The sequence below is a fragment of the Amylibacter marinus genome (assembly GCF_030160015.1).
In the GTDB taxonomy this organism is placed as follows: Bacteria; Pseudomonadota; Alphaproteobacteria; order Rhodobacterales; family Rhodobacteraceae; genus Amylibacter; species Amylibacter marinus.
In genome coordinates this window covers 75,634-101,460 of record NZ_BSNN01000001.1, presented here as the reverse complement: position 1 = coordinate 101,460, position 25,827 = coordinate 75,634, and the positions used below count along the sequence as shown (strand labels likewise).

26 protein-coding genes are annotated in these 25,827 nt (G+C 50.4%); 17 read left to right on the top strand and 9 right to left on the bottom strand.

What is annotated here, in order from left to right:
* Window positions 1-55 precede the first annotated feature (55 nt).
* Window positions 56-1,327 carry a DUF2330 domain-containing protein gene (locus QQL62_RS00515; RefSeq protein ID WP_284375093.1) on the top strand — a complete coding sequence of 424 codons (1,272 nt, stop codon included), beginning with the start codon at window positions 56-58 and terminating at the stop codon, window positions 1,325-1,327.
* Window position 1,328: 1 nt separating this feature from the next.
* Here the strand turns inward: QQL62_RS00515 and dacB are convergent, their stop codons facing one another.
* The 3 genes from dacB to QQL62_RS00500 all read right to left on the bottom strand — a co-directional run bounded on the left by dacB (window position 1,329) and on the right by QQL62_RS00500 (window position 4,445).
* Window positions 1,329-2,675 carry a D-alanyl-D-alanine carboxypeptidase/D-alanyl-D-alanine endopeptidase gene (gene dacB / locus QQL62_RS00510; protein ID WP_284375091.1) on the bottom strand — a complete coding sequence of 449 codons (1,347 nt, stop codon included), beginning with the start codon at window positions 2,673-2,675 and terminating at the stop codon, window positions 1,329-1,331.
* A 183-nt stretch (window positions 2,676-2,858) separates the two neighbouring features.
* Window positions 2,859-3,461, bottom strand: a complete 603-nt coding sequence (locus QQL62_RS00505) for a nicotinate-nucleotide adenylyltransferase (RefSeq protein ID WP_284375089.1) — start codon at window positions 3,459-3,461, stop codon at window positions 2,859-2,861.
* Window positions 3,462-3,527: 66 nt separating this feature from the next.
* Window positions 3,528-4,445, bottom strand: a complete 918-nt coding sequence (locus QQL62_RS00500) for a LysR family transcriptional regulator (RefSeq protein ID WP_284375087.1) — start codon at window positions 4,443-4,445, stop codon at window positions 3,528-3,530.
* A gap of 120 nt (window positions 4,446-4,565) precedes the next feature.
* Here QQL62_RS00500 and QQL62_RS00495 point away from each other — a divergent pair, with 120 nt between their 5' ends.
* From QQL62_RS00495 to QQL62_RS00475, 5 genes are all read left to right on the top strand, one after another.
* On the top strand, window positions 4,566-4,802 hold the full coding sequence (locus QQL62_RS00495) for a hypothetical protein (RefSeq protein ID WP_284375080.1): 237 nt from the start codon (window positions 4,566-4,568) through the stop codon (window positions 4,800-4,802).
* Window positions 4,803-5,029: 227 nt separating this feature from the next.
* On the top strand, window positions 5,030-6,685 hold the full coding sequence (ettA, locus tag QQL62_RS00490) for an energy-dependent translational throttle protein EttA (protein ID WP_284375078.1): 1,656 nt from the start codon (window positions 5,030-5,032) through the stop codon (window positions 6,683-6,685).
* Between the two features lie 191 nt (window positions 6,686-6,876).
* Window positions 6,877-7,425, top strand: a complete 549-nt coding sequence (locus QQL62_RS00485) for a hypothetical protein (protein WP_284375075.1) — start codon at window positions 6,877-6,879, stop codon at window positions 7,423-7,425.
* 98 nt (window positions 7,426-7,523) lie between these two features.
* On the top strand, window positions 7,524-9,380 hold the full coding sequence (locus tag QQL62_RS00480) for a monovalent cation:proton antiporter-2 (CPA2) family protein (RefSeq protein ID WP_284375074.1): 1,857 nt from the start codon (window positions 7,524-7,526) through the stop codon (window positions 9,378-9,380).
* Window positions 9,377-9,766 (top strand): VOC family protein, encoded by a 390-nt coding sequence (locus tag QQL62_RS00475; protein WP_284375072.1) that lies wholly within the window; start codon window positions 9,377-9,379, stop codon window positions 9,764-9,766. The genes QQL62_RS00480 and QQL62_RS00475 overlap by 4 nt, the downstream gene beginning before the upstream one ends.
* On the opposite strand, the gene QQL62_RS00470 is transcribed toward QQL62_RS00475, so the two are convergent.
* The gene (locus QQL62_RS00470) at window positions 9,761-10,453 is read right to left on the bottom strand and encodes an HAD family hydrolase (protein WP_284375070.1); all 693 of its coding nucleotides are present in this window, start codon (window positions 10,451-10,453) and stop codon (window positions 9,761-9,763) included. The two genes, QQL62_RS00475 and QQL62_RS00470, sit on opposite strands and share 6 nt — an antisense overlap.
* A 4-nt stretch (window positions 10,454-10,457) precedes the next feature.
* Window positions 10,458-11,006 carry a TetR/AcrR family transcriptional regulator gene (locus QQL62_RS00465; protein WP_284375066.1) on the bottom strand — a complete coding sequence of 183 codons (549 nt, stop codon included), beginning with the start codon at window positions 11,004-11,006 and terminating at the stop codon, window positions 10,458-10,460.
* A gap of 95 nt (window positions 11,007-11,101) precedes the next feature.
* Here QQL62_RS00465 and QQL62_RS00460 point away from each other — a divergent pair, with 95 nt between their 5' ends.
* From QQL62_RS00460 to trhA, 4 genes are all read left to right on the top strand, one after another.
* A complete protein-coding gene (locus QQL62_RS00460) occupies window positions 11,102-11,878 on the top strand; it encodes an SDR family NAD(P)-dependent oxidoreductase (protein ID WP_284375064.1) in 777 nt (258 codons plus the stop codon).
* Between the two features lie 63 nt (window positions 11,879-11,941).
* Entirely contained in the window at window positions 11,942-12,733 is a 792-nt protein-coding gene (locus QQL62_RS00455) for a crotonase/enoyl-CoA hydratase family protein (RefSeq protein WP_284375062.1), read from the top strand.
* Between the two features lie 41 nt (window positions 12,734-12,774).
* Entirely contained in the window at window positions 12,775-14,154 is a 1,380-nt protein-coding gene (gene rimO, locus QQL62_RS00450; RefSeq protein ID WP_284375060.1) for a 30S ribosomal protein S12 methylthiotransferase RimO, read from the top strand.
* Window positions 14,155-14,247: 93 nt separating this feature from the next.
* Complete coding sequence (gene trhA, locus QQL62_RS00445; RefSeq protein WP_284375057.1) at window positions 14,248-14,946, top strand: PAQR family membrane homeostasis protein TrhA; 699 nt, start codon at window positions 14,248-14,250, stop codon at window positions 14,944-14,946.
* On the opposite strand, the gene QQL62_RS00440 is transcribed toward trhA, so the two are convergent.
* Window positions 14,943-15,293, bottom strand: a complete 351-nt coding sequence (locus QQL62_RS00440; protein ID WP_284375056.1) for a YigZ family protein — start codon at window positions 15,291-15,293, stop codon at window positions 14,943-14,945. The two genes, trhA and QQL62_RS00440, sit on opposite strands and share 4 nt — an antisense overlap.
* Before the next feature lie 48 nt (window positions 15,294-15,341).
* Here QQL62_RS00440 and QQL62_RS00435 point away from each other — a divergent pair, with 48 nt between their 5' ends.
* Complete coding sequence (locus QQL62_RS00435; RefSeq protein ID WP_284375055.1) at window positions 15,342-15,596, top strand: DUF8831 family protein; 255 nt, start codon at window positions 15,342-15,344, stop codon at window positions 15,594-15,596.
* Here the strand turns inward: QQL62_RS00435 and QQL62_RS00430 are convergent.
* The 3 genes from QQL62_RS00430 to QQL62_RS00420 all read right to left on the bottom strand — a co-directional run bounded on the left by QQL62_RS00430 (window position 15,580) and on the right by QQL62_RS00420 (window position 18,891).
* Window positions 15,580-15,939, bottom strand: coding sequence for a diacylglycerol kinase (locus QQL62_RS00430; RefSeq protein ID WP_284375053.1), 360 nt, complete (start codon window positions 15,937-15,939; stop codon window positions 15,580-15,582). The two genes, QQL62_RS00435 and QQL62_RS00430, sit on opposite strands and share 17 nt — an antisense overlap.
* 73 nt (window positions 15,940-16,012) lie before the next feature.
* Window positions 16,013-17,962: an acetoacetate--CoA ligase gene (locus QQL62_RS00425; RefSeq protein ID WP_284375051.1), complete on the bottom strand. Its 1,950-nt coding sequence runs from the start codon at window positions 17,960-17,962 to the stop codon at window positions 16,013-16,015.
* 77 nt (window positions 17,963-18,039) lie between these two features.
* Window positions 18,040-18,891 (bottom strand): lytic transglycosylase domain-containing protein, encoded by an 852-nt coding sequence (locus QQL62_RS00420; RefSeq protein WP_284375049.1) that lies wholly within the window; start codon window positions 18,889-18,891, stop codon window positions 18,040-18,042.
* A 344-nt stretch (window positions 18,892-19,235) separates the two neighbouring features.
* On the opposite strand from QQL62_RS00420, the gene QQL62_RS00415 reads away from it, so the two are divergent.
* The 6 genes from QQL62_RS00415 to QQL62_RS00390 all read left to right on the top strand — a co-directional run bounded on the left by QQL62_RS00415 (window position 19,236) and on the right by QQL62_RS00390 (window position 25,820).
* Entirely contained in the window at window positions 19,236-19,412 is a 177-nt protein-coding gene (locus QQL62_RS00415) for a hypothetical protein (RefSeq protein ID WP_284375047.1), read from the top strand.
* 136 nt (window positions 19,413-19,548) lie between these two features.
* Window positions 19,549-20,388: a Flp pilus assembly protein CpaB gene (cpaB, locus tag QQL62_RS00410; RefSeq protein ID WP_284375045.1), complete on the top strand. Its 840-nt coding sequence runs from the start codon at window positions 19,549-19,551 to the stop codon at window positions 20,386-20,388.
* A gap of 183 nt (window positions 20,389-20,571) precedes the next feature.
* On the top strand, window positions 20,572-21,999 hold the full coding sequence (locus tag QQL62_RS00405) for a type II and III secretion system protein family protein (protein WP_284375043.1): 1,428 nt from the start codon (window positions 20,572-20,574) through the stop codon (window positions 21,997-21,999).
* A 5-nt stretch (window positions 22,000-22,004) separates the two neighbouring features.
* On the top strand, window positions 22,005-22,670 hold the full coding sequence (locus QQL62_RS00400; protein ID WP_284375041.1) for an OmpA family protein: 666 nt from the start codon (window positions 22,005-22,007) through the stop codon (window positions 22,668-22,670).
* Window positions 22,671-22,844: 174 nt separating this feature from the next.
* Complete coding sequence (locus QQL62_RS00395) at window positions 22,845-24,401, top strand: P-loop NTPase (RefSeq protein WP_284375039.1); 1,557 nt, start codon at window positions 22,845-22,847, stop codon at window positions 24,399-24,401.
* Window positions 24,402-25,820: a TadA family conjugal transfer-associated ATPase gene (locus QQL62_RS00390; protein ID WP_284375037.1), complete on the top strand. Its 1,419-nt coding sequence runs from the start codon at window positions 24,402-24,404 to the stop codon at window positions 25,818-25,820.
* The last annotated feature ends 7 nt before the right edge of the window (window positions 25,821-25,827 follow it).

The window sequence follows — 25,827 nt, the reverse complement described above, 5'->3', positions numbered from 1 at the left end:
CTTGATTTTCGTACTCAGGCGCGTAAACTCCACCCAGATATTTAAGGGATAGATTATGCGCTTGTTTGCAATTTTAATAGCATTCGTCGCGGTGGCCAACTCGGCCAACGCCTTTTGCGGTTTCTATGTGGCCAAGGCCGATGGAGAGCTGTTCAACGAAGCATCGAAGGTTATTTTCGTGCGTGATGGGCGTAAATCCACCATTACGATGTCTTCGGATTACCGCGGGCCAGCCAAAGATTTCGCGATGATCGTCCCCACCCCCAAGGTGCTGAAGCGTGAACAGGTCAAGACCGTTTCAACCAAGACCGTGAACCACCTTGATGCCTACACTGCTCCGAGATTAGTCGAATATTTCGATAACGACCCCTGCCGGCCACCCATTGTTCTTGAAACAGTATTGAGCAGCGCACCAATGAAAAAGGGGGCTGCCGCAAAACGCAAGGCAGGAGCGCGTGCATTGGGTGTTACGATAAAGGCCGAATATGCAGTTGGCATTTATGATATATCAATTCTAGCAGCGAAACAAAGCAATGGGCTTGTTACATTCCTTCGCCAAGAAAACTATAAAATTCCCGATGGCGCAGAACCTGCGCTAGACCACTACATCAAAAACGGGATGAAATTTTTCGTTGCTCGGGTAAATCTAATACGCCATGCAAAATCCAAGTATATTGAGCTAGAGCCCCTGCAGATAAAATTCAAATCCTCGAAATTCATGTTGCCCATTCAATTGGGCAAGGTGAATTCCGCGGGCACCCAAGATATGCTGATGCTGGCCCTAACACGCACAGGTCAGGTAGAAACCAAAAATTACGCCACCAAAAAAATTCCTAGTAATGTGAATATCCCCAGCTTTGTGGAATCCGAATTCGCGAATTTCTACAAATCGATGTTTGCCAAGTCTGTAGGAAAATCGGGTATTGTCATGGAATATGCATGGGATATGGCGTGGTGTGACCCCTGTGCCGCGGATCCACTATCAGTGGCACAGCTACAAGAGCTTGGCGTCGATTGGCTAAAAGGCCAGACCAAAGGTCCCGCACGCGATGTGTTTGTCACGCGCCTACATGCCCGATATTCCAAGGACACAATGCAACAAGACCTTGAATTCAAAGAAACCAAAAACCGCGCAAACTTCCAAGGGCGCTATGTGATGAACCAGCCTTTCACAGGAGCGATGAATTGCCCAATGGCCAAAGATTACATCACACGTAAGCGCCGCGACATTCAGCACGAGGCACAAATGCTCGCAGATATTACTGGCTGGTCCATGGGATCCATCAACAAAAAGATCGCCCAGTCAGTTCCAAGAAAGTTTAGATAATCTAATACATACGCGCCCAGCGCGCTAACAATTGGTGCTGCATTATCCGAGACCTGCGGGCCCAGCCCGGTGCTCCGGGGGCGCGATCCCGTTGTGATTTTGGAATTTTGGCACGCTGCTTCAGATCTACAGTAAATATAGCAAACACCAGCTGCCGACCCCGTGGTGTTTCCATATAGCCAGACAACGCAGATGTGAAATTCAACGTACCGGTTTTCGCGACGATATCAGCCCCCTTTATTGGCGCCTTCTTCCAGTTTTGGTTGCGCAATTCTACTGGCTTCAGCAATCCTCGAATACCGCCGTCCCAGCCTATTCCCTGTAAAACCTTTGCCATATCCCGCGCGGATACGCGGCTGTCTTCGCGTAGGCCCGAATGATCTACCATTTGGATGCTATCTGCTGCGTAATTTGCCACAAGCCAACGACTCATAACAGCGGCGCTATCCGCCACACTTCTAGGCTTGGCTGCCCGTTCAATACTGCTGGTCAACCCGATGGTTTCTGCCATCAAATTATTGGAAAATTTTAGCATCGATTGCACCGTTTTAGCCAAAGCTTGACTGTGATCCTCCGCCAATACATGGCCAATAGGCGCGGTTTTACGAACCTGTACACCTGGTAAAGCTACTTCGAAGTTTTTGCCCAATATCTGCAAAACCTCGCCAGCATATCGCGCAGGGTCTCGAACCGGCAACCAGCGATTGCCCCCACCACCTAAATCTCCGCGTGCGACGCTCCACCGCTCTACCCCTCCTGATTGAGCATATTTATAGGTTGGGGTATCGCGCTCGATCGGCTTCACTTCGATACCCTCGATTATAGGTTTATAGCCCGAAGTTTTAGCGCTTAGGGTTATTCCATAATCGGTGCCCTTGCGTTTCCACTCAAAAAATACACGGTTAAAGTTAAGGTTAAGCCCCGAAATACTGGGATTATATCCTACATAATCTGGCTGATCGCGATCTAAAACGCGCTGATAGGGCAATGAGCCACCATATACCATGAACCTACCGCTAATCCCTTTGATTCCTTGGGCACGCAGCCCAATCAAAAGCTGGGCCAATCCATTGGTATCGAGCGCTGGGTCTCCACCACCGACCAAGGTTAGATCCCCCTGCAAAATCCCCTGTTTTACTACGGTACTACTGGCGATTAGCTGCGTTTTAAATCGCCACTGCGCCCCAAGGTTGCGCAGAGCGTAGCTGGCGGTAAATATCTTGGCAACGCTGGCCGGGGGCAGTTCTTTATTGGGATGACTGCCCTCTAAAACCTCACCAGTTACTGCATCGGCAACGACAATACTATGGGTGCCACTGGGCGACAGTTGCCCGATGACATCCGCCAAAGATCGGGCGCTCTTTGCGCCAGTAAGGTCGGTTGGCCTTTTGGGGGGTGGTGCCGCATGTGCACAGGACACAAGCGTACCAGACGATAGAAGGCCAGCTAAAAATTGGCGTCTTAAAATGAGCTTGGAGTAATTGCTTTTCATAGAAACAGGTTGGCCTGCGCGGGGCGGTGCGTCAATCGCTTAGCGCACCCATTTGCCACTTTGGCGGATTTCTGTAGAGGACATGCTGTCCATCGGGCCGGTAATCAATGACCAGCACGGGGCGTCGCGAAATGGCAAGGCAGTAGAGCGTCGCGCCGAGAGCCTATTTCTACGGAAACGCCGCGCAGCAGGTGACCCACCTGCGGCCAATTGTTGGCCTGGGCGTGCCATCACGCCAATTGGCATGATTTGCATGATTTCATCCCAACGATCCCACTTGTGAAAGCTGGCTAAATTATCAGCGCCCATCAACCACACGAACCTTTGGCTGGTATAGCGGCTGGTGATTGCCTGTAATGTTTCTGCGGTGTAGCGGGTGTTAAATTGCCTTTCTAAGTCGGTAACAATGATCCGCGGATGATCCAGCAATGTTTGACAAGCATCCAACCTGCGATCCAGATCTGCCGGCCCTTCACTCTTCAAAGGGTTGCCCGGGCTTACCAGCCACCAAACTTGGTCTAGCCCAAATTCCTTCAGCGCCCAGCGCGAAATGTGTACGTGACCAGAATGAGGAGGATCGAACGACCCGCCAAGCAATCCGATCCGCAAGCCGTCCGTTGCAATTGGAAAACCGGTTTTCATAGCGTCGCTCTTTATTTTTGTCATATATACTAGGCAATTATTCAGAGTGAAACCCTGAATTACCCCTTAAGGGCCGAGCACCTCGTCCATCAGAATGCTGTTTTGCGTCAGAAAATCCACGAATAGTTTTGTTAGGCTACGCTTACCAGCGTTTTGCGGCCAGACAGCATAAACGCCAACGGGATCAGTGGTCCAATCGGGTAGAACACGTACCAAGCTGCCCTCCGCCAACTCTTGGGTAACATACATTTCAGGCATAATTGCAATGCCGCCCGAAATCAGCGCCATTTGTTTTTCTGCTTCACCATTATCCATGTGGAATGGCCCCTCGATCTTGGGTTTGAAATGTTTTTCTGGATCGTCCACATTCTGCAAACACCACTCGCCACTCCAACGAAACGCCCCGATCCAAGGGAACCCAAAAGCTTCCAAATCCTCGGGTTTTTGCGGGCAACCATGTTTTTCAATCAATTCGGGACTGGCATACAAACAGCCATGACCATCCATCAACTTTCGCGCGCGAAGATTACTATCTGGCATCTGTCCGACCCGAATAGCCATGTCAAACCCATTATCGATCAAATTCACAAATTCGGTTGAATAGGAGACTTCGACCAAAATCTTTGGATGAGCGTCTGAAAACTCCTTTAATACACGGGTGAATTTTGGAGCCGCAAGAAAGCTGGGCATTGTCATTGTCAAAACACCGGAATGCTCTTTGATATCATCCTGTAACTCTTCTAAACCAGTTTCCGCGGCATCGAGCATATCGCGCGCGTGTGCGGCCAGCTTTTCCCCCGATACCGTCAACGTTAGAGATCGCGTCGAGCGATAGACCAAGGCTGTATCCAGGTTTTTCTCTAGCTGCGAAATATGTTGGCTAACCACTGGGGCAGAAATATTCAGAACCTTAGCAGCGGCGGCGAAACTTCCGGTTTCAGCGACCTTTGCAAACACCCCAAGAGATTTTAGATTTGGCAACATTTCAATTACTCGATTTTTTAGAACTATCAAATTTGATAATAAGATATTTTCGCCAAAATGGGAACACCTTATATCGGTGGGGCGCAGGCTCCTCCCCGCGCTCTGACAATGGAGAATGATATGAAAACACCTGTTATCGCCGCCGCCCTTCTTTTACTTTCTAATGCCGCCTTCGCATTAGATGTGAACCCAAGCTATACCTTCCCCAAATCTTCAAAGCCTTTTGAAAAGCCCTTCGATTTCTCTATTTTCAAGGCACGCGGAAATACGGCAAAGGATCTAGCAAACCAGAACATAGAACGCCCCTGTGTACCCTCAAACGCACAGGCTGAAATTTGCACGAATTCAGCTGAATAAGCGACGTTCTATTCCCGCCCTGCCGCGTCTCCCCCTTGTGGCAGGGCAAACCGCCCTTTGCAAACACCCGCCAAGGTTGCTAGGCTTTGTTAAATTTAGCAAAGTGATAGCAATGAAACTCTTCCCCCCAAACACCCCGCAATAACCCATCTTGCCCCCCAGCCGCCCACACAGTATCAAGGCGAAAATCACAAACGTGAACAACACCTATCTGCGGAGCATCCCCAATGGCCTCTTATCAATATGTTTACCACATGGATGGCGTTTCAAAAACCTATCCAGGCGGCAAGAAATGCTTTGAAAATGTAAAGCTATCGTTCCTGCCGGGCGTTAAAATCGGCGTTGTGGGCGTGAACGGTACAGGTAAATCAACCTTGATGCGCATCATGGCTGGAATTGACAAAGATTTCACCGGTGAAGCATGGGCCGCCGAGGGCGCAACCGTTGGCTACCTGCCCCAAGAGCCTACATTGGACGAAACTCTATCGGTGCGTGACAATGTAATGCTGGCTGTTGCCACCAAAAAGGCAGTGCTAGACAAATACAACGAACTGGCCATGAATTATTCGGATGAAACCGCCGATGAAATGGCCAGACTTCAAGATCAGATTGATGCCGAGGATTTGTGGAATCTTGATGCCAGCATCGATATTGCCATGGAGGCTTTGCGTTGTCCTGCGGATGATGCAAATGTTGCAACCCTTTCGGGTGGTGAAAAGCGCCGCGTAGCATTGTGCAAACTCCTACTCGAGGCACCAGATATGTTGTTGCTCGATGAGCCAACCAACCACCTAGATGCCGAAACAATTGCATGGTTGCAAAACCACCTGATGAATTACAAGGGCACCATCCTGATCGTAACCCACGACCGCTACTTCTTGGATGATATCACCTCTTGGATTCTGGAGTTGGATCGCGGACGCGGCATCCCCTATGAGGGCAACTACTCATCCTGGGTCGAACAAAAGGCCAAGCGCCTGCAACAAGAGGCCAAAGAGGATAAATCTCGCCAGAAAACACTAGAACGCGAATTGCAATGGATGCGCCAAGGGGCCAAGGCCCGTCAGGCGAAATCCAAGGCGCGTATTTCCGCATATGAAGATATGGCAAACCAGTCAGAGCGCGAGAAAGTGGGCAAGGCCCAAATTATTATTCCCAACGGCCCTCGTTTGGGTGGCAAGGTGATCGAGGTTGAAAATCTCTCCAAGGGCTTTGGAGAGAACCTTCTAATCGATGATCTATCCTTTAGCCTTCCCCCAGGGGGCATTGTTGGTGTAATCGGGCCAAATGGTGCAGGTAAATCTACGCTATTCCGCATGCTAACAGGCCAAGATCAGCCTGATAGTGGAACTGTAACCTACGGGGATACAGTACAGCTGTCTTATGTGGATCAATCCCGCGACACCCTTGATGATAACAAAACAGTTTGGGAAGAGATTTCCGACGACCAAGATATCATCAAGTTAGGCGATGCGGAGGTTAACTCACGTGCCTATTGTTCGTCTTTCAACTTCAAAGGCGGTGACCAGCAGAAGAAGATGTCGATGCTGTCAGGTGGAGAGCGAAATCGCGTGCACATGGCCAAACTCTTGCGTGAAGGCGGCAATGTATTGTTGTTGGATGAACCGACCAATGATCTAGACGTCGAAACCCTACGTGCCCTCGAGGATGCGGTAGAAGATTTTGCAGGCTGCGCGGTAATCATCAGTCACGATCGCTTCTTCCTTGACCGCCTCTGTACACATATTTTGGCATTCGAGGGCAACAGCCATGTTGAATGGTTCGAGGGCAACTTCGAAGATTACGAAGAAGACAAGAAACGCCGCCTTGGTCCCGATGCACTTGAGCCAACACGCGTGAAGTACAAAAAATTCACACGCTAGTTTTAGCGCTCTTTGGATACTTATTGGCCAGTGTATGAAAGTACACTGGCCTTTTTGCTATAAACTTGGATTTTCCGCGATCTCTTGATAGTCTCTTAATCAGATCAGCAATCTGAATGTCGATACCCAGTTGGGAACTGCTTTGAAATTGCGGGCTGCGCTTCAGAATTGCACAGAACATAAGGACCAGAATGTTTCGTATATCTCTTATCCTAGCTACGGCGCTAGCCCTTGCATCACCCCTACAGGCCAAAGACCGCGCAATGAAAAAAATTTCAAAACTGCCTTCCGCGCATGCGAAATCAGTTTGCTATGAAATTCAGGGAAGACAGGGTTGGCAGCGCATGAACATGCCCGCAAATTCTGACGCGCAGGTTCTGACGATTTTTGGCCCTAAGAACACCAGCCGACAAGATAAGAAAGCCTACCCAAAGGCCAAAAAAATTGGCTGGTCTGTAATCGATCTGTTTCACAAGCGGGTTGGCCCCGAGGGCCATCACGGCGCTGCGGCTGTTGCCCTAGCGCCATTTGATATCTTCAAATATTTCAACGATGCACCGCATGGAGCCATTTTGGTGCGCCTACCCAACGGTTGGATCGGCGATGTCCGCGACCCTAATCGCCCGATTTCTTTATCTGGCGAAGCCTATTATGATTTTCGCATCAATGACTCGGATCAATCCTTGGGCGACAACGGTGGGTTTCTGGTCATGTGCATTGTCGATGCTGCGCATTATTGATCAAAATCATAAGGTAGAACCCCGCTTTCAATCTAAATGGGGCTTTCTCATCTTTGTCAAAGGTTTCAAATTCATAACCACCTAGAGAAAGCCACCCAATGGATACCTTCCTACTCCAAGCTACGATCTATCTTGCGGCCGCCTGCATCGCAGTGCCCGTCGCCAAACGTCTGGGGCTGGGGGCGGTGCTTGGCTATCTTATTGCTGGAGTTCTGATAGGGCCAACATTTGGCTGGGTCGGATCAGAGACCCAAGACCTACAACATTTCGCCGAATTTGGTGTTGTGATGATGCTGTTCGTGGTAGGCTTAGAGTTAGAACCAAAGGCCCTGTGGGACATGCGGGCAAAGTTGATCGGCCTTGGGGGACTTCAGGTGGTGCTTACCACACTGGTGATCACGGCTGCCTTTATGACATTGGGCCATATCTGGACGGTTGCTCTGGCCATTGGATTAACATTTTCGCTCTCGTCTACGGCGATCGTTGTGCAGACACTGAATGAGAAATCCCTTATGCCAACACAGGGTGGGCGATCTGCATTTTCGGTACTATTATCCCAAGATATCGCGGTGATCCCAATGCTTGCCTTGGTACCTCTGTTGGCTCTGTCTACCCCCCATGCTACCAGCCATGACGCCCACGCCAGCATGAGCCTGATCGACGGGCTGCCCGCATGGGGCGTTACATTGGTGACAATCAGCGCTATTGCACTGGTGATTCTTGTCGGCAGGTTCCTAACCCATCCTATTTTTCGATATATCGCACAGGCGCGTCTGCGTGAAATGTTCACGGCCATCGCGCTCTTGCTAGTTGTTGGGATCGCTCTACTGATGACCTTGGTTGGGCTTTCTCCGGCGCTTGGTACATTTTTGGCAGGTGTTGTTTTGGCCAACTCTGAGTTTCGCCATGAGCTCGAGGTCGATATCGAACCCTTCAAGGGCCTTTTGTTGGGCCTGTTTTTCATCACCGTTGGCGCGGGGATAAATTTCACAATTTTAGGCACTCAACCGTTATCAATTTTGGGCCTAACCTTGATGGTTATGGTGCTGAAGGGGGCTGTTTTATGGGTCCTTGCAATCATTTTCAAACTGCGTGGTAAAGATCGTATTCTCTTTGCATTGTCACTGGCACAGGCAGGGGAATTTGGTTTCGTTATGTTAGCCACTACGGCACAAAACCACGTTATCCCGACAGGCCTGATTGAAAAGCTCTCTCTGATCGTGGCATTATCCATGTTGCTGACTCCGCTTCTATTCATCCTTTACGAACAAATTGCCAAGCGCTTGACGGCCGCGCCCTCGCTTCGCGAACATGATACAATTGATGAACAAGGTACAACGATCATTGTCGGAATGGGACGGTTCGGGCAGATTGTTAATCGCATGGCCATTGCCTGCGAAATAAAAACCGTCGTGATTGATCACCATATCGAGCAAATCGAAACCATGCGCCGCTTTGGGGTAAAGGGTTTTTTCGGGGATCCAACGCGCCCAGATGTGATGCATGCGGCAGGGCTAGAAAATTGTGCCAATTTGGTTGTAGCCGTTGATGACAAAGAAGCCGCAGTAAAGCTTGTAAAAAACGCGCGAAAAATTCGACCCGATCTGCGGATTATTGCCCGCGCTTATGATCGCGATCACGTTTATCGCCTGTATCGTGCCGGCGCTACCGATATTGTGCGCGAAACATTTGATAGCGCCCTGCGCGCCTCGCGGTATATGCTAGAAGGGTCAGGTTGGGCCGGGTTTGATATAGAGAACGCGACTGATGCGTTCTTTAAATCAGATCGGGGTGCCTTGGCTGAACTAGCAGAGCTTTGGGATCCAGACGTACCCTCAGCCAACAACAAACCCTATGTTGAGCGCGCGCGCGCCATTAATGCCGAATTTGCCACTGGATTTTTGGCAAACCTTGCAAACCTAGGGGACGCGAAGGAACAGGACCCCAAAGAATGAGCCGCCATATCCATGCACTTACACTTGTTGTACCAGATTACGATCAGGCCATTGCATTCTATGTTGGTAAATTAGGGTTCACACTTGTCCAAGATACCAAGCTGGACGCGGCCAAGCGGTGGGTATTGATCGCGCCTGCCCCTGATGCTCAGACCAATATTCTGTTGGCCCGCGCCGCATCCCCGGAACAATCCAATGCAATAGGGAATCAAACCGGCGGTCGGGTGGGGTTTTTCCTGCACAGCGATGATTTCGACGCTGATTATGCCCACATGTTAGCACAGGGTGTAAACTTTTTAGAGAAACCACGCAGCGAACCTTATGCAAAAGTGGTGGTATTTCAGGACCCCTTTGGCAACAAGTGGGATCTGTTACAGAGCCTATAGTTGCCGAATTAATTCGGCCGCATGGGCGATGTCCGTTGCTTCTAGATATCGTGCATGATCTGTTTGTGGCTCTGCTAACTCTAGCTCCCATGTGGTGTGATACGGGACATGTACCCCCCATCCACCAGCATCAATTGCGGGCAAGACATCCGATTTCACGGAATTGCCGATCATCGCGCAATGCCCCGCCCCGCCATGGCGCGCAAAAATATCGCGGTAGGCCTGTGGGTGTTTTTCGCTAACGATCTCAATGGCTTGGAAATATTGTGCCAAACCAGATTCCAACACTTTGCGTTCTTGATCTACCAAATCTCCCTTGGTGATCAACATCAATTCGTAACTCGGTGCAAGTGTTTGGAGCGTGCTTAAAACCTTGTCTAACAGCTCTACAGGATGATCCATCATTTCACGCCCGATATCGATGATCGTAGCCATATGACGCGCCTCTAACCGATGATCGCTGGCCTCAATCGCCGCCTCCATCATAGAGAGTGTAAAACTTTTAATCCCATAGCCCAGCTTGCCCACATTAGTGCGCTCTTTTTCCAATAGAACCTCTGAAAGTGCTACCGCATCGATGAAATCACTCATCAATTCCGCGAAACGCGCCTGTGCCTGTGCAAAATGATGCTCGTTATGCCAGAGCGTATCATCGGCATCAAAACCCACTGCCTTTATTTGTTGCATAGCCCTATCCCACGTAACGTAGGGCCTCACGCCCTAGGTAGCGAATTTGCGACGCAAAGGCGCTATTATTGGCGGTTGCCACCCCTGCTAATTTGAAATTATCACGTACTTGGCACAATCCGATAATTGAGGCCATAAACAGCGCCGCACGTTCGTGACCAAACGGGCCTCCAATTTTGACGGCTATTTTGTCTACGAAATCTACCTGAAATTTATCTTGGATAAAACACCCGACCTCTGGATCATTGATATTGTTCATCATCAATTCCATCACCATTTGGATATGCATATCATCAGTTTCGGTTAGTTTAACAACGAAATGGTTCAAAATATTCGCATCCGGATCCTCGAACAGCTCTGGCCATGTTAACGCGCCCTCTAGGCTTGCCTCGAATAACCCCATTTTTGATCCGTAGTACCGCGAAATCAATGCAGCATCGACACCCACAGCCGTGGTAATATCGCGCACCGATACGTTTGAATACCCGCGTGTCCAGAATAGGTTCACCGCTGTATCTAACAATTTTTCTTTGGTGGTTTTTTTATTGTCCATAGCGACAGGATAAACACGATCAAGCTTTTGTCAACAAGTGTTGACACTCCCTTTTTCCGAGTTATACTCCCAAGAACAACATCAAGGGACAGCAAATGGCAAATACAGCACTTGTTACCGGCGCATCATCTGGAATTGGGCGTGCATTGGCAGAATATCACGCGCAACAGGGGGGGGATTTGATCATCACCGCACGGCGAAAACCAGCATTGGATGCACTAAAGGGCGAACTGGAAGCCAAATACGGCATACGCGTTACCGTTATCGAAAATGATCTAGGCAACTCGGATGGCGCGCAACAACTCTACGCCAAGGTGAAAAATCTGGACACGCAGGTGGATATCCTCGTTAACAACGCAGGTTTCGGCGGTCACGGTACCTTTCTCGCACGCGACTTAGGCGATGATCTGGCAATGATTGATCTGAACGTTGCTGCGCTGGTCGCTCTGACTCATCTGATCGGTAAGGATATGAAATCACAGGGCGCGGGGAAAATGTTGCACGTTGGCTCTACCGCTGGATTTATTCCTGGGCCACAGCAGGCCACCTATTTTGCAACCAAAGCTTTCGTCAACAGCTTTAGCCAAGCCATTGATCATGAAATGCGCCCCCACGGGGTAACCTCAACGGTTCTTTGCCCGGGATATGTGCATACGGAATTTGCACAGGTTGCGGCCCTAGAAGGCACCGGATTAGTCAAGCAAAAGGGCGCAACCGCTCCGCAAGTGGCCAAAATAGGCTATGACGCAATGATGGCGGGTAAATTGGTAATAGTGAATGAATTTGCGCTTGGTTTTATGTTGAATTGGATCATACCATTCCTACCCCGCCGAATGGTTCTAAAGATTACCGACAAAATGCAAACGAAATAAGCCACCCAACGTCATTTGATCTCGCACCTTGCCCAACAGCGCCAAATCAGGCCTACTTGGCCCATGACACAGACCCTAACAACCGAAATCACAGACGATATTGCACGCGTTACCCTAAATCGTCCCCAACAAAAAAACGCGATGTCTTTTGACATGATGCGCGAGCTTTATGATGTTGGCCAACATCTCAGTTCTAACACAGAGCTTAGGGCGATTATTCTGATCGGTGCAGGTGACACATTTTGCGCGGGCATCGATTTAGGTGATTTGATGGGGGCCGTCGGCGATATGGATGCAATTCACAAGCGGCTATCAACCCAAATTACTCCAGAGATTGGTAATTTTTTCCAAGCTCCTACCACCATTTGGGGCCAATTGGATGTACCGGTGATTGCCGCGATTCAAGGCTACGCGCTCGGGGCGGGGGCTCAATTGGCGCTTGGGGCTGATTTTAGGTTTATCGCCCCTGATGCTCGTTTCGGTCTGCTCGAGGCCAAATGGGGACTGATCCCCGATATGGGTGTTACCCAATCGCTACCACGCCTAATCCGCGAAGACCAAGCAATGGATTTGATGATGACCGGCCGAACCTTGGACGCAGATGAGACCCTGCAAATGGGGCTTGCGACCCGCATAGCCAATGATCCATATGCCGAGGCATTGGAATTTGCACAGCTTCTGTCTCAGCGCTCGCCCGACACCCTGCGCGACGCCAAAAAGCTCGCCCGCACAGCTTGGGCCACCCCCAACGCGCTACAGCTAGAGGCAACCCTACAGTCAAAGATCATCGCAACCCCTAATCAAATGGAAATGGTCGCTGCAAGCATGGGCAAGCGCGCGCCAAAATTCAGGTGATGCGCCTTCCCCTCTGATCCGCGTTCCTCTATAGGAGGCGCATGAGCCAGAACCCGCCAAACCTACGCCCCGACCTAGCCCCCTCTGCCCGCATCAGCGAAACACCCCGCGCAGGCCAGCCCAAAGTTGGCATGGTCAGCCTTGGATGCCCCAAGGCTTTGGTGGATTCAGAACGCATCCTGACCCGTCTACGCGCCGAGGGCTATGCCATCAGCCCTGATTATACTGGTGCCGAAGCAGTGATCGTAAACACCTGCGGTTTTCTAGACAGCGCCAAGGCCGAAAGCCTTGATGCCATCGGTGAAGCCTTGGCTAAAAACGGCAAGGTTATTGTCACCGGCTGCCTCGGGGCGGAAGAAGATTACATCCGTGGAACCCACCCATCGGTTTTGGCTGTCACAGGCCCACACCAATACGAGCAGGTGCTAGATGCGGTGCATTCCGCCGTCCCCCCCAGCCCCGACCCCTTTGTTGATCTTCTACCTGCCAGCGGCGTATCTCTGACCCCTCGTCATTATAGCTATTTGAAAATATCAGAGGGCTGTAACCACAAATGCAAATTCTGCATCATCCCAGATATGCGCGGTCGTCTGCAATCGCGCCCAGCACATGCGGTACTACGTGAAGCTGAGAAACTGGTCGATGCTGGCGTGCGCGAGCTGTTGGTAATTTCACAGGATACATCTGCATATGGTGTGGATATCAAACACAAAGTCGAGCGCGATCACCGCGCCCATATCACTGACCTAACCCGTGATCTGGGTTCCCTTGGGGCATGGGTGCGTCTGCACTATGTCTACCCATACCCACACGTACGCGATCTGATCCCCTTGATGGCGGATCACTCAAATAACATTCTGCCCTATATGGATATCCCGTTTCAACACAGCCACCCAGATGTGCTGAAGCGTATGGCGCGGCCTGCGAAATCATCCAACACATTGGCCGAAATAGCCGCTTGGCGCGAGGCATGCCCTGATATCACATTGCGATCCACGTTTATTGTCGGGTATCCAGGCGAAACCGAGGCCGAATTCCAGCACCTGCTGGATTGGCTAGACGAGGCCCAGCTGGATCGCGTTGGCTGTTTTCAGTATGAAAACGTGGATGGCGCACGCTCAAACACCCTGCCCGATCATGTGGACGACGAGATCAAGCAAGACCGCTGGAACCGCTTTATGGAGAAATCTCAGGCGATTTCCGAGGCAAAGCTGGCCGCTAAGATCGGCACCCGCATGGATGTAATTGTGGATGATATCGATGCAGATGGGATTGCCACATGCAGAACCAAGGCCGATGCGCCCGAGATTGATGGGAACCTGTTTATCGACGAGGGCACGGATGCGATTGCCGTTGGCGATATTGTGAATGTTGAGGTTGATGAGGCGAGTGAGTATGATCTGTGGGGTGTTATTAATTAGATATCGTGTTTTCTGGTATTTGACCGACATAGGCCTACCGCTAACGCCTATGTTACACAGGTTTAACAATTTCATGCTACCCTAGGGTCAGTCGTGTTAACCATACCCAGCCCCACGGATCCCATGAGCCCCAATCATCCAGACTATTACCCCCCCTACACCCCGCCAGAGCGCGTCGCGGATGGCACAATGCATTTGGTAGGAGTAGTGGGATCGATACTGGGAACCATGATGCTAATCAGCATTGTCCTGAGCACAGGTAGCATTGATAAAATCATGGCCGCTTGGATATACGCCCTATGTATGATTTTTGCTTTTTGCGCATCGGCCGCCTATCACTTTACCCCTGTAGAACATTTTCGGCCGCTGTTTCGCCGCATGGATCATGCAGGTATATTCCTGAAGATCGCGGGGACATATACACCGCTGGTTGTCATCATCGGCACAGGGTTTAGCTATTTCATCCTAGGTGTGGTCTGGGCGACGGCGCTGTTTGGGGTGGTGTGGAAGCTGTTTTATTGGTCCACCCCCAATTGGCGCTCTACCCTATTGTATCTGGCACTGGGCTGGCTCAGCCTTGCATTGGTCTGGCCACTATTTCAAACGATGCCACCCTATTGCGTTGCTTTGGTCATTCTTGGCGGGTTGACCTATACCATTGGCGTCATATTTTATCGGTGGGATACACTGCGGTATTCCGTGGCTATCTGGCACGGCTTTGTATTGGCCGCCTCTTCTTGTTTTTATTTTGCGATCTATTATTCCCAGACAGGCTTGCCGAATTTATTCTAGCCTTCGCTAAAATAGGCCCGCACACAGGTCTGCACATGGCGAAACCGATCCCCGCCGAGATGCACCCCCCCATACCAGCGCGTCACCACAATTATTTCATCCGTGACATTCTGGCGTTCTAACATCCGCAAGATCACAGCCCCTGCACCCGTTTCGCCGTCATCGTTTTTAACCTGCGTGCCATCGCTAAGAATAACGCCCCAAGTATTATGAGTGGCTTTGGCGAATTTCTTACTCTTCTTAAGATGTTTTATAAATGCCTTAGCCTCGGCACGATCACAGACCACGCCACCGCTGACGGCGTATTTGGATCCACGATCATTTAGCACACCCATGATTTGCTTCATGCGTACCTCCTGCTTGCACGCGGTAGCGCCCTGCGCTAGCCTAGGCCTATGTTTACAATCGAGCACGAATTTGACGCAACCGTAATAACATTGATTGATGAGGGCGCAGCGCCACTCTCCGAGGATGTTACGATAAACGCCTTTGCCTCCTGTATTACGGTCGAACAGGTTGATCCACATACCGATACAGTTATGCGCATCACCCTATCACCAGGCCAAATGCGTGATCTAGCCGCGGCCCTTGATCTGCCCGAAGGCAGTTACCAAATTGCGCCACCACCGGCCACTAATCCAGCAAAATAATAGCCCATGAAACTAGCCCAGCTAGAGCCATTATCGCTACCGCTGCACATCCTGCATCCTTGGCCTTTTTGCTAAGGGGATGAATTTCAGGGCCGATGCGATCAATCGCGGCCTCAATGCCGGTGTTCAACAGCTCCATTACCAATATCATCAACCCCAGCACGATAATAACAATCCGTTCGATACTGGTCATTTCGACAAAACACATCAAAACCCACGAGGCGATATTCACGCCAATCCATTGTGCAAAGCTTGCCTCGTCTTTTAGAGTAATCGCGATACCATCATAAGTATTGATCAGGCGTGTTCCTACACGTCGAAATTCTCGTGTGATATATCCCATTTGACACTCCTAAATACGGCATAAAAAACCCCGCTTAGCATTGCTAAACGGGGTCTCGCAAGGTTTTACAGATCTAGACCGCCAGTTCTGGCAGATCCTCAAACAGCGCAAGTGCCTCAGGATTTGCCATGCTTCCTGTGTTTTTCACAGCTCTTCCATGCACCACATCCCGCACGGCCAATTCCGTGATCTTGCCGGATTTTGTCCGCGGGATATCATCAACGGCAATGATAATAGCAGGCACGTGGCGCGGCGTGGCATGGGTGCGGATCTCGCTTTTAATACGTTTTTTCAGACTATCATCCAAAGCTACGCCCTCGCGCAGGCGCACAAACAGCACCACACGAACATCATTGTCCCAAGTCTGTCCAATAACCATAGCCTCCAAGACCTGCTCAACGCGCTCTACCTGACGGTAAATTTCCGCCGTCCCTATGCGTACCCCACCCGGATTCAAGACCGCATCAGACCGGCCATGGAAAATGGCGCCACCTTCGGGTGTAATTTCAACAAAATCGCCATGATGCCAAACATTCTCAAATTTGGCAAAATAGGCGTTGTGGTATCGAGAACCATCTGGATCATTCCAAAACCCGACGGGCTGTGAGGGATGTGGCCCAACACAGACTAACTCTCCTGCCCCCGTTCCCTGAGCTTGTCCTTGATCATCAAACACCTGAACATCCATCCCCAATAGCCGCTTCTGGCACTGGCCACGATAAACTGGGCTAATGGGGCTACCACCCGTGAAACAGCCGCAAATGTCGGTGCCCCCCGCGATAGAAGACAAACAAACATCCGCTTTCCAATCGCGGTAAATATAATCAAAGCTATCCGGCGCTAGGGGGGATCCCGTTGAAAAAATGGTGCGTAGCGCGTCTAACCCACCCGCTTTTGCAGGGGCAATCCCGCCCTTGGCACAGGCATCGATATATTTGGCCGAGGTGCCAAACTGCGTCACCTTCTCCTGTGCGGCAATTTCCGACAACCGATTCCCATCGGGGTAAAAGGGTGATCCATCAAACAAGATTAGCGTCGCCCCAGATGCAAGCCCAGAAACCAGCCAATTCCACATCATCCACCCACAGGTGGTGAAATAGAAAAAGCGATCTCCAGGGCAAATATCCGAATGTAGCTGATGCTCTTTAAGGTGCTGTAGCAGAATACCGCCAACAGAATGCACAATGCATTTTGGCAGACCCGTGGTGCCCGAGGAAAACAGGATGTACAGTGGCGCATCAAATGGCACGGGCACATATTCAACCTGTTCGACAGTGAACTCAGCGCCAAAATCTGCCCAGCTAACAGATTTTGCACCTGTCAAAGTGCCAACAGGTTCATCCGCATAAGGGAAAACCACCAACTTTTGCACAGACCCGAGCGCATCAGCCAGCCGTTCGGCAGTTTCAAGACACTCAAATTCCTTGCCGTTGTATTGGTATTTTTGTGCCGCGAACAAAACCTTTGGCTCAATCTGACCAAACCGATCGTTTATACCGTTATAACCAAAGTCAGGTGAGCCAGATGACCAAACAGCACCCAGACTGGCCGTGGCCAGCATCGCCGCGATTGCATAGGGCGAATTTGGCACAAATCCAGCAACCCGGTCGCCAATGCCTACGTTTTCCGCCCGTAGCGCCTGTTGAATTAACGACACCTGAGCATGCAGCTCATCCCAGCTCCAGACGACCAAATCACCAGCTTCTCCGTGAAACACGATGGCCTGTTCGGGGCCTTTCCGCTTCAATAGGTTTTCAGCATAATTCAAACGGGCCTGTGGAAAGAACCGCGCCTCTTTCACATCTGCTTCGTTTTCCAACACAGGCTTGGGGTTGCTGCCGATCACACCGCAGAAATCCCAAACCTGCCCCCAAAACGCGGGCTTGTCTTTTACGGACCAATCCCAAATATCATCGTATTCAGACAGCTCTAATCCCAATGTAGTGCTGGCCCTTTCAGCGAACTTGCACAAAAGGGTTTCTTTACTTTTTTCAGGGTCTGGCGACCACAATGCTTTAGCCATCTTCTTCTACCTTTACTATTTTGCGCATAAAAAGCCCTGAAACCCGCTAGGGTCAAGCGTGTTAATACTTATTTTTACTATTGTTTCAGACTTTGCGCGCGAAAAATACAAGCTTCTGTGACTAGAACAGGTGGGCTGGTACATAGGTTTCGTGCAACCATCCAAGCCGCGACAACCTTAGGGACATATGCACGGGTCTCTGGATAGGGTGGTACCGCACCGTTTTTCTTCACCGCATTTTCGCCCGCATTATATCCCGCAAGAGCAAGCAGCGGATCATTTTCAAACTCTTTTAGCAACCACCCCAAATAGGCGGCGCCACCCGCGATGTTTTGCGCAGGATCACTGCTATCTGTAACCCCAAAGCGCGCGGCAGTGTCAGGTATTAATTGCATAAGCCCCTTTGCGCCTGCTTTGCTTTGGGCATCAACCTTGCCAGCTGATTCTACGGCGATCACGGCTAATATCAGTGCCGGCGACACCCCCGTATCCAAAGATCCAACGAGGATTTCTTTGCCGAATTTTACCGCTATAGTTTGCAAAGATTGCAAGCTGGGTTGATAGAAATCTTTTGGCGCATTGCCCATCTGGCGAGATGCAGTCAACATGCGATCAAAAGCGGCATCCTTAATGTCTGGCGACAGTGCAGACCAAAACCAATCTTGCAAATCACCAACTGGCGCAGGTGCGACACCAATCTCTGGTGCACGATCCTCTATTAGGGTTGTAGGGCGTGGGTTTTCTGGCGGGGCCAAGGCCAAGGCCTGTTCCTCGGGATCAATTTGGATATTAATTTTGGATCCAACCGGGCGATTCTCTACTTTTACCCGCTTAAATGTCGGTTTTGCGCTGGTTTCTTGGGCTAGGGCCGTGCTGACCACACCAAAACACAGGCATAATACGCCAATAACTCTGAAATAAAGAGACATCCACCCAAAATCCTTTTCCCTAAAATTGCAAAAAATCATCCTTTTTACCAGAAAAACCTGATTTCAAGGCCTCAATTGTGAAAAATAAAAGGTTTTTTAACACTTACACGGCAACCTATAGAGGTGTAAAAAATGGTTAATGTGTTGTATTTAAAGCATATTGTCATTTTTTCCGCCATTCATATTATTTTCCTTTTGCCGCCATAGTCTCGCCTCAATTAAAGGGCTAATTGTACTTAGTTGAACGCAGACTGCTAAAGCGTTTAATTCTTTACAGCTTACGCTAAGGTAAGCTTAATTTAAAATCCCACCTAGGTGGGCTGTAAACAAAAAGGGTGACCAAAATGAAACTATTTAAGAAATTCCGCCAAGACGAAGCCGGTGCTGTGACTGTAGACTGGGTTGTTTTGACAGCTGGTGTTGTAATCCTAGCCGGTATCGCAGTTGGCGCCGTACGTGACGGCATCGGCAGCATCACAAGCAAAATCTCTTCTGCGATCGACAACCCGATCTCTTCATAATCCTTCGATTATTTAGAACAAGAAGTTTCAAGGCAAAGCGCAAGCTTTGCCTTTTTCGTTTGGATTTCCTTCTTGGCGTTGATCTGAATGTAAAATAGTCTATGACTCCTCTAACACCTAGATCAAAAGGAATACTATGCGACTACTGTTTCTTCTCGTTCTTCTTCTGGGAATCGGCGTGGCCGGATTTGCTGGCTATCTGACCTTTGAACGCTTTAGCCATTATGAGAGCGAAATCAAACGTCTGGAAAAAGTCGCAAGTAAACTCGTGAAGACCACAAAGGTGGTCGTTGCCAAGAAAGAGCTGAAGTACGGCGATGTGCTGGAAAAGAAAAACGTCAAGCTCGTGGATTTTCCGGTAAAAACAGTTCCAAAAACCACGTTCAAATCAATGGAAGAGCTGTTTGGAAAACCTGGCGAGGACAAGCCTCCGCGTATTGTTCTACGTGCAACCGAAGCATCCGAGCTACTGTCCACAGCTAAAATTTCAGAATTTGGAGAAGACGCTGGCGTTGCCTCCAGACTAGAGCGTGGGACGCGAGCATTTACCCTGCGTGTCGATGTGGCATCTGGCGTTTCCGGTTTTCTTCGCCCTGGGGATCGTATCGATATTTTCTGGACAGGTCGTGTTGGTCGTCAAACTGTATCGCGCTTGATTCTTGATGGCATTCAGCTGATCGCAATTGACCAAATCGCCAACGAGGACCGCAAGCGCCCTGTTATCGCACGCACCGTTACCGTCGCTGTGACTCCGCAAATTGTGGGCTCTTTGGTTCAGGCACAGGCCACAGGCAAGTTGCTGTTGTCTCTGCGCGGCATTGGCGATGATACTAAGAGTGGCACAATCGAGGTTAATCAGAACGATCTTTTGGGTCGCGAAGTTAAGGAACAGGTCAAAGAAGAAGTCTGCTCGATCAAAAGCCGTAAAGGTGGCGAAGTTACCGAAACAATCATCCCTTGCGCTGACGAACAGTAAAAACCTTCGGCAGCGCACCTCAGTCTGGTGGTTTCACGCAGCAACACCGCAAAATACAGTAGTGTTGCGCTATATCCACATTTTTCTAGCCTGCTATCGCATTGAATCTTGTAATATTTCGCGATCTGCGCCAGTCTGCATCTAATAATTATAAAAACAATAGTGATCAGAGAGGCAGATCACATGAAACTTAAGCAGCTATGTTTGGCAGCCCTATTGGGCATGTCAGTATCACTTATTCATACCACAAGTACTGTGGCGCAATCCAAAAGTATCGTCAAAGTGACGAGCCAGCAAACGTCTGAAAGCATCGTCGTGCCGTTAAACCGCGCGATCGTGTTAGAATCAGAACAGGCCTTTGCCGAGCTATCTGTCGCAAATCCCGGTATTGCTGATATCGCGACCCTATCGGATCGATCGATCTACGTTTTGGGCAAAACGCCTGGGCGTACGACATTAACGTTATTGGGGGCCGATGGGCGCCTGATTACCAACGTAAATGTCGTGGTAAACCCAGATCTGGCCGAATTCAAAGAGCTGGTGAATGAAATTATGCCCGGCGAAAAGGTAGAGATCCGTGCGGCAAACGACGGGATCGTGATCAGCGGCGTTGCCTCTGGCACCCAAACCTTGGCCAGAATCGTAGAATTGGCCGAGCGCTATGCACCGGGGCGGGTTTCCAACCTTGCAACCGTTGGTGGCGCACATCAGGTCATGCTGAAGGTTCGCTTTGCGGAAATGACCCGTTCTGTGGCCAAGGGCCTAGGGTCTAGCCTTGCTGGCGGCAACGGCAGCACCGCATTTGGCTCTGGATCTTATGTTGGTGCGTCCACTTTGGGCACTGTATTGGCCAACGCGCTAAATCCCATTGCAAATGCAGATGCAACCGGCGTTATCGGTGGAACCATCAATGTTGGGAACTTTGCGGTCGATGTATTGATCGACGCCATGGAAACCAAGGGTTTGGTGCGCACATTGGCTGAACCTAATCTGGTAACCCTCTCTGGTAACGAGGCCGCATTCCTTGCGGGTGGTGAATACCCAATCCCCGTTGCATCAGAAACCTCAGGGGGTGCCTCAACGGTTACCGTTGAGTTCAAACCTTTTGGCGTAGAAATGAAATTCTTGCCAACGGTTCTGGATAACGGTTCAATCAACCTTCAGCTTCAAACAGCCGTTAGTGAAATTGACCCGACCAACTCGTTTACAACCGATGTGATTTCAATCCCCGCATTCACTCGCCGCGAAGCCGCGACAGTGGTGGAAATGAAAGATGGCCAAAGCATAGCTATTGCTGGCCTTCTGAAGGATGATTTCACAGATTTCGCGTCACAAATGCCATGGTTGGGCGATGTTCCCGTACTGGGCACCCTGTTCCGCAGTGCGAATTATCAGCGTGAGCAAAGCGAATTGGTGATCATCGTTACCGCGCATCTTGTCACGCCTGTGGATGGTGACGTCTTGGCCTTACCAACGGATCGCATCCGCCTACCCAGCGAATCTGACCTGTTCCTAACAGGACGTGTAACCGGGAAAAGCGACCAGAAAACATCTAACGGAACCGTAGCAACACAAGACTTCAAAGGGTCTTATGGCTACGTACTGGAGTAGAGCAGATGAAGCATACACACCTAATCGCCAGCTCAGCTCTGGTATTCACCCTCGCCGCATGTAGCGCTGACAATGACTATCGCAGCGATGGCTTCTCATCCGAGGCTGGTACCCAGATCACCGGTCAAGGGTTTGGCGTGGCATCCGCCCATAACGCCGCCGCCCTGAATGGCGATCTGCGTCTGGAAATGATCAAGAACCTAACACGGTTGTTCGCCAGCGAAGCCCCTGCTACAGTTAATTTCGCCTTCAATTCATCGAAATTAGATGCTGCGGCCAAGGATTCCCTGCGCAAGCAGGCCCAATGGATAAAAGATCATCCACAAATTACCTTCCGCGTGTTTGGTCATACGGATAAGGTCGGATCAGATTCCTATAACAAACGTCTGGGCGCACGCCGTGCCCGCGCCGCGGTTAACTATTTGATCAGCCAAGGCGTTTCGCGCAAGAAAGTCGAGGCGGTTGTTTCATTTGGCGAAACGCGCCCATTGGTCTTGACCGAATCGCGTAACCGAGAGAACCGCCGCACCGTTACTGAGGTACGCGGTTTCTACTCAGGTAAAAAGGGTGATGGCATCGATGGGAAATATGCGGTGAACATCTATAAAACCTATGTTGGCGCGGCCCAAGAGGCCTCCCTACCAGAAACGACCATCAACGTTTCACAATAAAGATCGCTTTGGGCCTGTAGCCCCAAATCTACGCAATTGTTTGCTTCTGGGAGAAAATCTCTCAAAAACAAACAATTGCCTTTATTTCGATGTACGATATAGGCATAATTTTTGTTGTGCCTATATACTATAGGCTGGCACAATAGGCGCTGTTTTAAGGGTGGGAACGAATAGATGAATACTGAAACAGGAACTCAATACAGCGATGACGTTGTGCTAAGTTGCGCAATTTCTCAACGGCTAGAGGCCTATCCAGAGCTCATCAATGAGATGCAGCATTATTTTGGCGACAATTGGGGCGGGCTTGAAATCGGTGATGCGATCTCGGTTTTGAACAGCTCACATGCAAAACATATGCAAAGCATGGTGATGGCACTCAGCTCACCTGACGAGCAATACCTTGATATAATTGAAGAAATTATCAAAACTTCCAAGGCTCAGAAAATTAGAACCGTGATCCTGACACAGGATCTTTCTGCTACTGCTCTGCATCGGTTGATGCGCAGCGGTGCAGATGATTTCGTACCCTACCCGCTGCCCTCTGGCGCACTACCGGCGGCCCTAGGAATTGCCACCACACCACCTTCCCCTGCCGCAACTGTTCCGCCCGCTCCCGTACAGTCATCCCCGCAGCCCAAAACAGAGGCGCCTGTTGCAGAAACAGAATCAGCAGATCCTTCACCCAATCCGACCCCCCCTGCCCCAGAATCAGCGGCAGAATCGGAGGCGCCAGCACAACCTCAAGAGGTTACCGCGCATAATTTTTCTCAACCAGCACCCGAAACAGTAAAAGAAAAAGCCCCCGAGGCGCCATCGGCGGTGCAGCCGGAGCCCCAGCCCCCTGCGCCTGAGCCGATGCCAGAGCCCCTGAAGCCTCAGCTAGACAAACAAGCCCCCACCACGGAGCCTGAACCGGCCCCCAGCTCACCCGATGTTGTGTCCACCCCCAAATCTGGCACCGTGTTTCCGGTGTTTGGTGGCGCAGGGGGTGTTGGTGCCTCGACATTTGCTGCGAACCTTGCTTGGGAGTTGCAATCTGTTTTAGGTGATGAGGGTCGCGTTTGCCTATTAGATTTCGGATTTCAGTTCGGCTCTGTTGGAACCTATCTGGATACGCCACGTACCGATGCCACATTAGAGCTATTTTCCTCTATTGATATCCTAGACGAAGAAGGTTTGACGCAGAGCCTTTCACTATACCGAGATACCCTGTCTGTATTGACCGCCCCACCAGATTCTGTGCCCCTGGAAATCATGCACCCCGAGCAAATCGGCAAGATGATCGATCTAGCCGCTTCGCAATTTGACTATGTCATTATCGATCTACCCAATGCGCTATTAAGCTGGAGCGAAACCGTTCTGGACCGTGCGCATTTGCTGTTTACCCTATTGGAATTGGATATGCGATCCGCGCAAAATGCCTTGCGTTTCCTACGTGCCCTAAAGGCAGAAGAACTGCCGTATGAGAAAGTGCAGTTCATCTTGAACCGCGCACCAAAGATGACAGATTTGAATGGCCGTTCTCGTGTAAAACGTATGGCAGACAGCCTGAATATTGAATTCCGTTGGATGTTGCCCGACGGCGGCAAACACGTGGTCAGCGCCTGTGATCAGGGCTCGCCTCTAGCAATCACAGCAGCACGTAACCCCTTGCGTAAAGATATGCGCAAGATTGCCGAAAATCTGATTAACCTTTCAAGCGAGACCCCAAAGAAGAAAGCGAAGGCATAGATGTTCAAACGCTTTAACACCGAGCGACCAAATACATCGACACCCAATCTTGCGCCCCTTGAAACAACCAAGGCCGCAAAAGCGGAGCCAAAGGCGGCCCCCAAGGCCGCGGTCCCCGACAAGGCCCTTTCACGAGACGAGAAACGCCGCATTCGTCTAATGGAAATTCGTATGCAGATGCACCGGCGTCTGTTAGAAAACCTGAACCTTGGCGCCATTGAAACCGCCAGCGACACAGATCTAAAACGCGAAATTTCGGCCATTACGGCAGATGGCTTGGCGGATACAGGCACGGTATTGTCCAAAGACGAGCGCCTTTCCCTGAACCAAGAGCTGTTTGACGAGGTGACTGGCCTTGGGCCGCTAGAACCGCTACTGAAAGACGATACGATCAACGATATTTTGATAAATGGGTGCAAGAACATCTTTATCGAACGTGCCGGTATCCTTGAGCCCAGTGATGTGGTTTTTAGCGATGAAAACCATCTACGCCGCGTGATCGACAAAATTGTTTCTGCGGTGGGACGCCGTATCGACGAAAGTACCCCTTATGTGGATGCGCGTCTATCGGATGGATCGCGCTTTAACGCCATGGTGCCCCCGATTGCCGTAGATGGGGCCTTGGTCTCTATTCGTAAATTTAAGCAAGAGAAGCTGAGCGTTGATAAATTGGTCAGCGGCGGTGCTTTTAGCGAAGAAATGGCGGCCTACCTACAGGCGGCGGTGTCCTGTCGGCTGAACATTTTGGTATCCGGTGGTACCGGTTCTGGTAAAACCACCACACTAAATGCTCTTTCTAGCTTTATTGACAATAACGAGCGCATTGCAACCATCGAAGACACCGCCGAACTTCAACTACAACAGGATCACATCGCCAGAATGGAAAGCCGCCCCGCCAATGTGGAAGGGAACGGCGAGGTTTCACAGCGTGACCTGCTGAAAAACGCCCTTCGGATGCGCCCAGATCGCATCATCGTTGGGGAAACCCGTGGCGACGAAGTTATTGATATGTTGCAGGCCATGAACACAGGTCACGATGGGTCTATGACCACCATTCACGCCAACTCAGGGCGCGATGCCCTGGTGCGTGTTGAAAATATGATTTCGATGTCAGGCGTTGAGATGCCACTGCGCGCGATGCGGGCGCAAATTTCTGCCGCCATTAACATCGTGGTGCAGATCAAGCGCCTACAGGATGGTAGCCGGAGAATGGTTTCGATCGCCGAGGTTTCGGGCTTGGAAGGCGAAGTGATCACCATGCAGGATATTTTCGTCTATCAGATTAATGGCACCCGTCCCGATGGAACGATCGAGGGTCGATTTGTACCGACAGGTCTGCGATCCCATTTCGCTCAGCGATTCGAGCAGTGGGGCTATGGTCTGCCGACCAGCATCTTTACCAAAACTGCGGCTCAATAGGAAAAAC

What these genes read in the sequence shown, in the direction of transcription:
- QQL62_RS00515 (WP_284375093.1), top strand. Translation starts at nt 56, where the DNA reads ATGCGCTTGTTTGCAATTTTAATAGCATTCGTCGCGGTGGCCAACTCG.
- QQL62_RS00505 (WP_284375089.1), bottom strand. Translation starts at nt 3,461, where the DNA reads ATGAAAACCGGTTTTCCAATTGCAACGGACGGCTTGCGGATCGGATTG.
- QQL62_RS00500 (WP_284375087.1), bottom strand. Translation starts at nt 4,445, where the DNA reads ATGTTGCCAAATCTAAAATCTCTTGGGGTGTTTGCAAAGGTCGCTGAA.
- QQL62_RS00495 (WP_284375080.1), top strand. Translation starts at nt 4,566, where the DNA reads ATGAAAACACCTGTTATCGCCGCCGCCCTTCTTTTACTTTCTAATGCC.
- ettA (WP_284375078.1), top strand. Translation starts at nt 5,030, where the DNA reads ATGGCCTCTTATCAATATGTTTACCACATGGATGGCGTTTCAAAAACC.
- QQL62_RS00485 (WP_284375075.1), top strand. Translation starts at nt 6,877, where the DNA reads ATGTTTCGTATATCTCTTATCCTAGCTACGGCGCTAGCCCTTGCATCA.
- QQL62_RS00480 (WP_284375074.1), top strand. Translation starts at nt 7,524, where the DNA reads ATGGATACCTTCCTACTCCAAGCTACGATCTATCTTGCGGCCGCCTGC.
- QQL62_RS00475 (WP_284375072.1), top strand. Translation starts at nt 9,377, where the DNA reads ATGAGCCGCCATATCCATGCACTTACACTTGTTGTACCAGATTACGAT.
- QQL62_RS00470 (WP_284375070.1), bottom strand. Translation starts at nt 10,453, where the DNA reads ATGCAACAAATAAAGGCAGTGGGTTTTGATGCCGATGATACGCTCTGG.
- QQL62_RS00465 (WP_284375066.1), bottom strand. Translation starts at nt 11,006, where the DNA reads ATGGACAATAAAAAAACCACCAAAGAAAAATTGTTAGATACAGCGGTG.
- QQL62_RS00460 (WP_284375064.1), top strand. Translation starts at nt 11,102, where the DNA reads ATGGCAAATACAGCACTTGTTACCGGCGCATCATCTGGAATTGGGCGT.
- QQL62_RS00455 (WP_284375062.1), top strand. Translation starts at nt 11,942, where the DNA reads ATGACACAGACCCTAACAACCGAAATCACAGACGATATTGCACGCGTT.
- rimO (WP_284375060.1), top strand. Translation starts at nt 12,775, where the DNA reads ATGAGCCAGAACCCGCCAAACCTACGCCCCGACCTAGCCCCCTCTGCC.
- QQL62_RS00440 (WP_284375056.1), bottom strand. Translation starts at nt 15,293, where the DNA reads ATGAAGCAAATCATGGGTGTGCTAAATGATCGTGGATCCAAATACGCC.
- QQL62_RS00435 (WP_284375055.1), top strand. Translation starts at nt 15,342, where the DNA reads ATGTTTACAATCGAGCACGAATTTGACGCAACCGTAATAACATTGATT.
- QQL62_RS00430 (WP_284375053.1), bottom strand. Translation starts at nt 15,939, where the DNA reads ATGGGATATATCACACGAGAATTTCGACGTGTAGGAACACGCCTGATC.
- QQL62_RS00425 (WP_284375051.1), bottom strand. Translation starts at nt 17,962, where the DNA reads ATGGCTAAAGCATTGTGGTCGCCAGACCCTGAAAAAAGTAAAGAAACC.
- QQL62_RS00420 (WP_284375049.1), bottom strand. Translation starts at nt 18,891, where the DNA reads ATGTCTCTTTATTTCAGAGTTATTGGCGTATTATGCCTGTGTTTTGGT.
- QQL62_RS00415 (WP_284375047.1), top strand. Translation starts at nt 19,236, where the DNA reads ATGAAACTATTTAAGAAATTCCGCCAAGACGAAGCCGGTGCTGTGACT.
- cpaB (WP_284375045.1), top strand. Translation starts at nt 19,549, where the DNA reads ATGCGACTACTGTTTCTTCTCGTTCTTCTTCTGGGAATCGGCGTGGCC.
- QQL62_RS00405 (WP_284375043.1), top strand. Translation starts at nt 20,572, where the DNA reads ATGAAACTTAAGCAGCTATGTTTGGCAGCCCTATTGGGCATGTCAGTA.
- QQL62_RS00400 (WP_284375041.1), top strand. Translation starts at nt 22,005, where the DNA reads ATGAAGCATACACACCTAATCGCCAGCTCAGCTCTGGTATTCACCCTC.
- QQL62_RS00395 (WP_284375039.1), top strand. Translation starts at nt 22,845, where the DNA reads ATGAATACTGAAACAGGAACTCAATACAGCGATGACGTTGTGCTAAGT.
- QQL62_RS00390 (WP_284375037.1), top strand. Translation starts at nt 24,402, where the DNA reads ATGTTCAAACGCTTTAACACCGAGCGACCAAATACATCGACACCCAAT.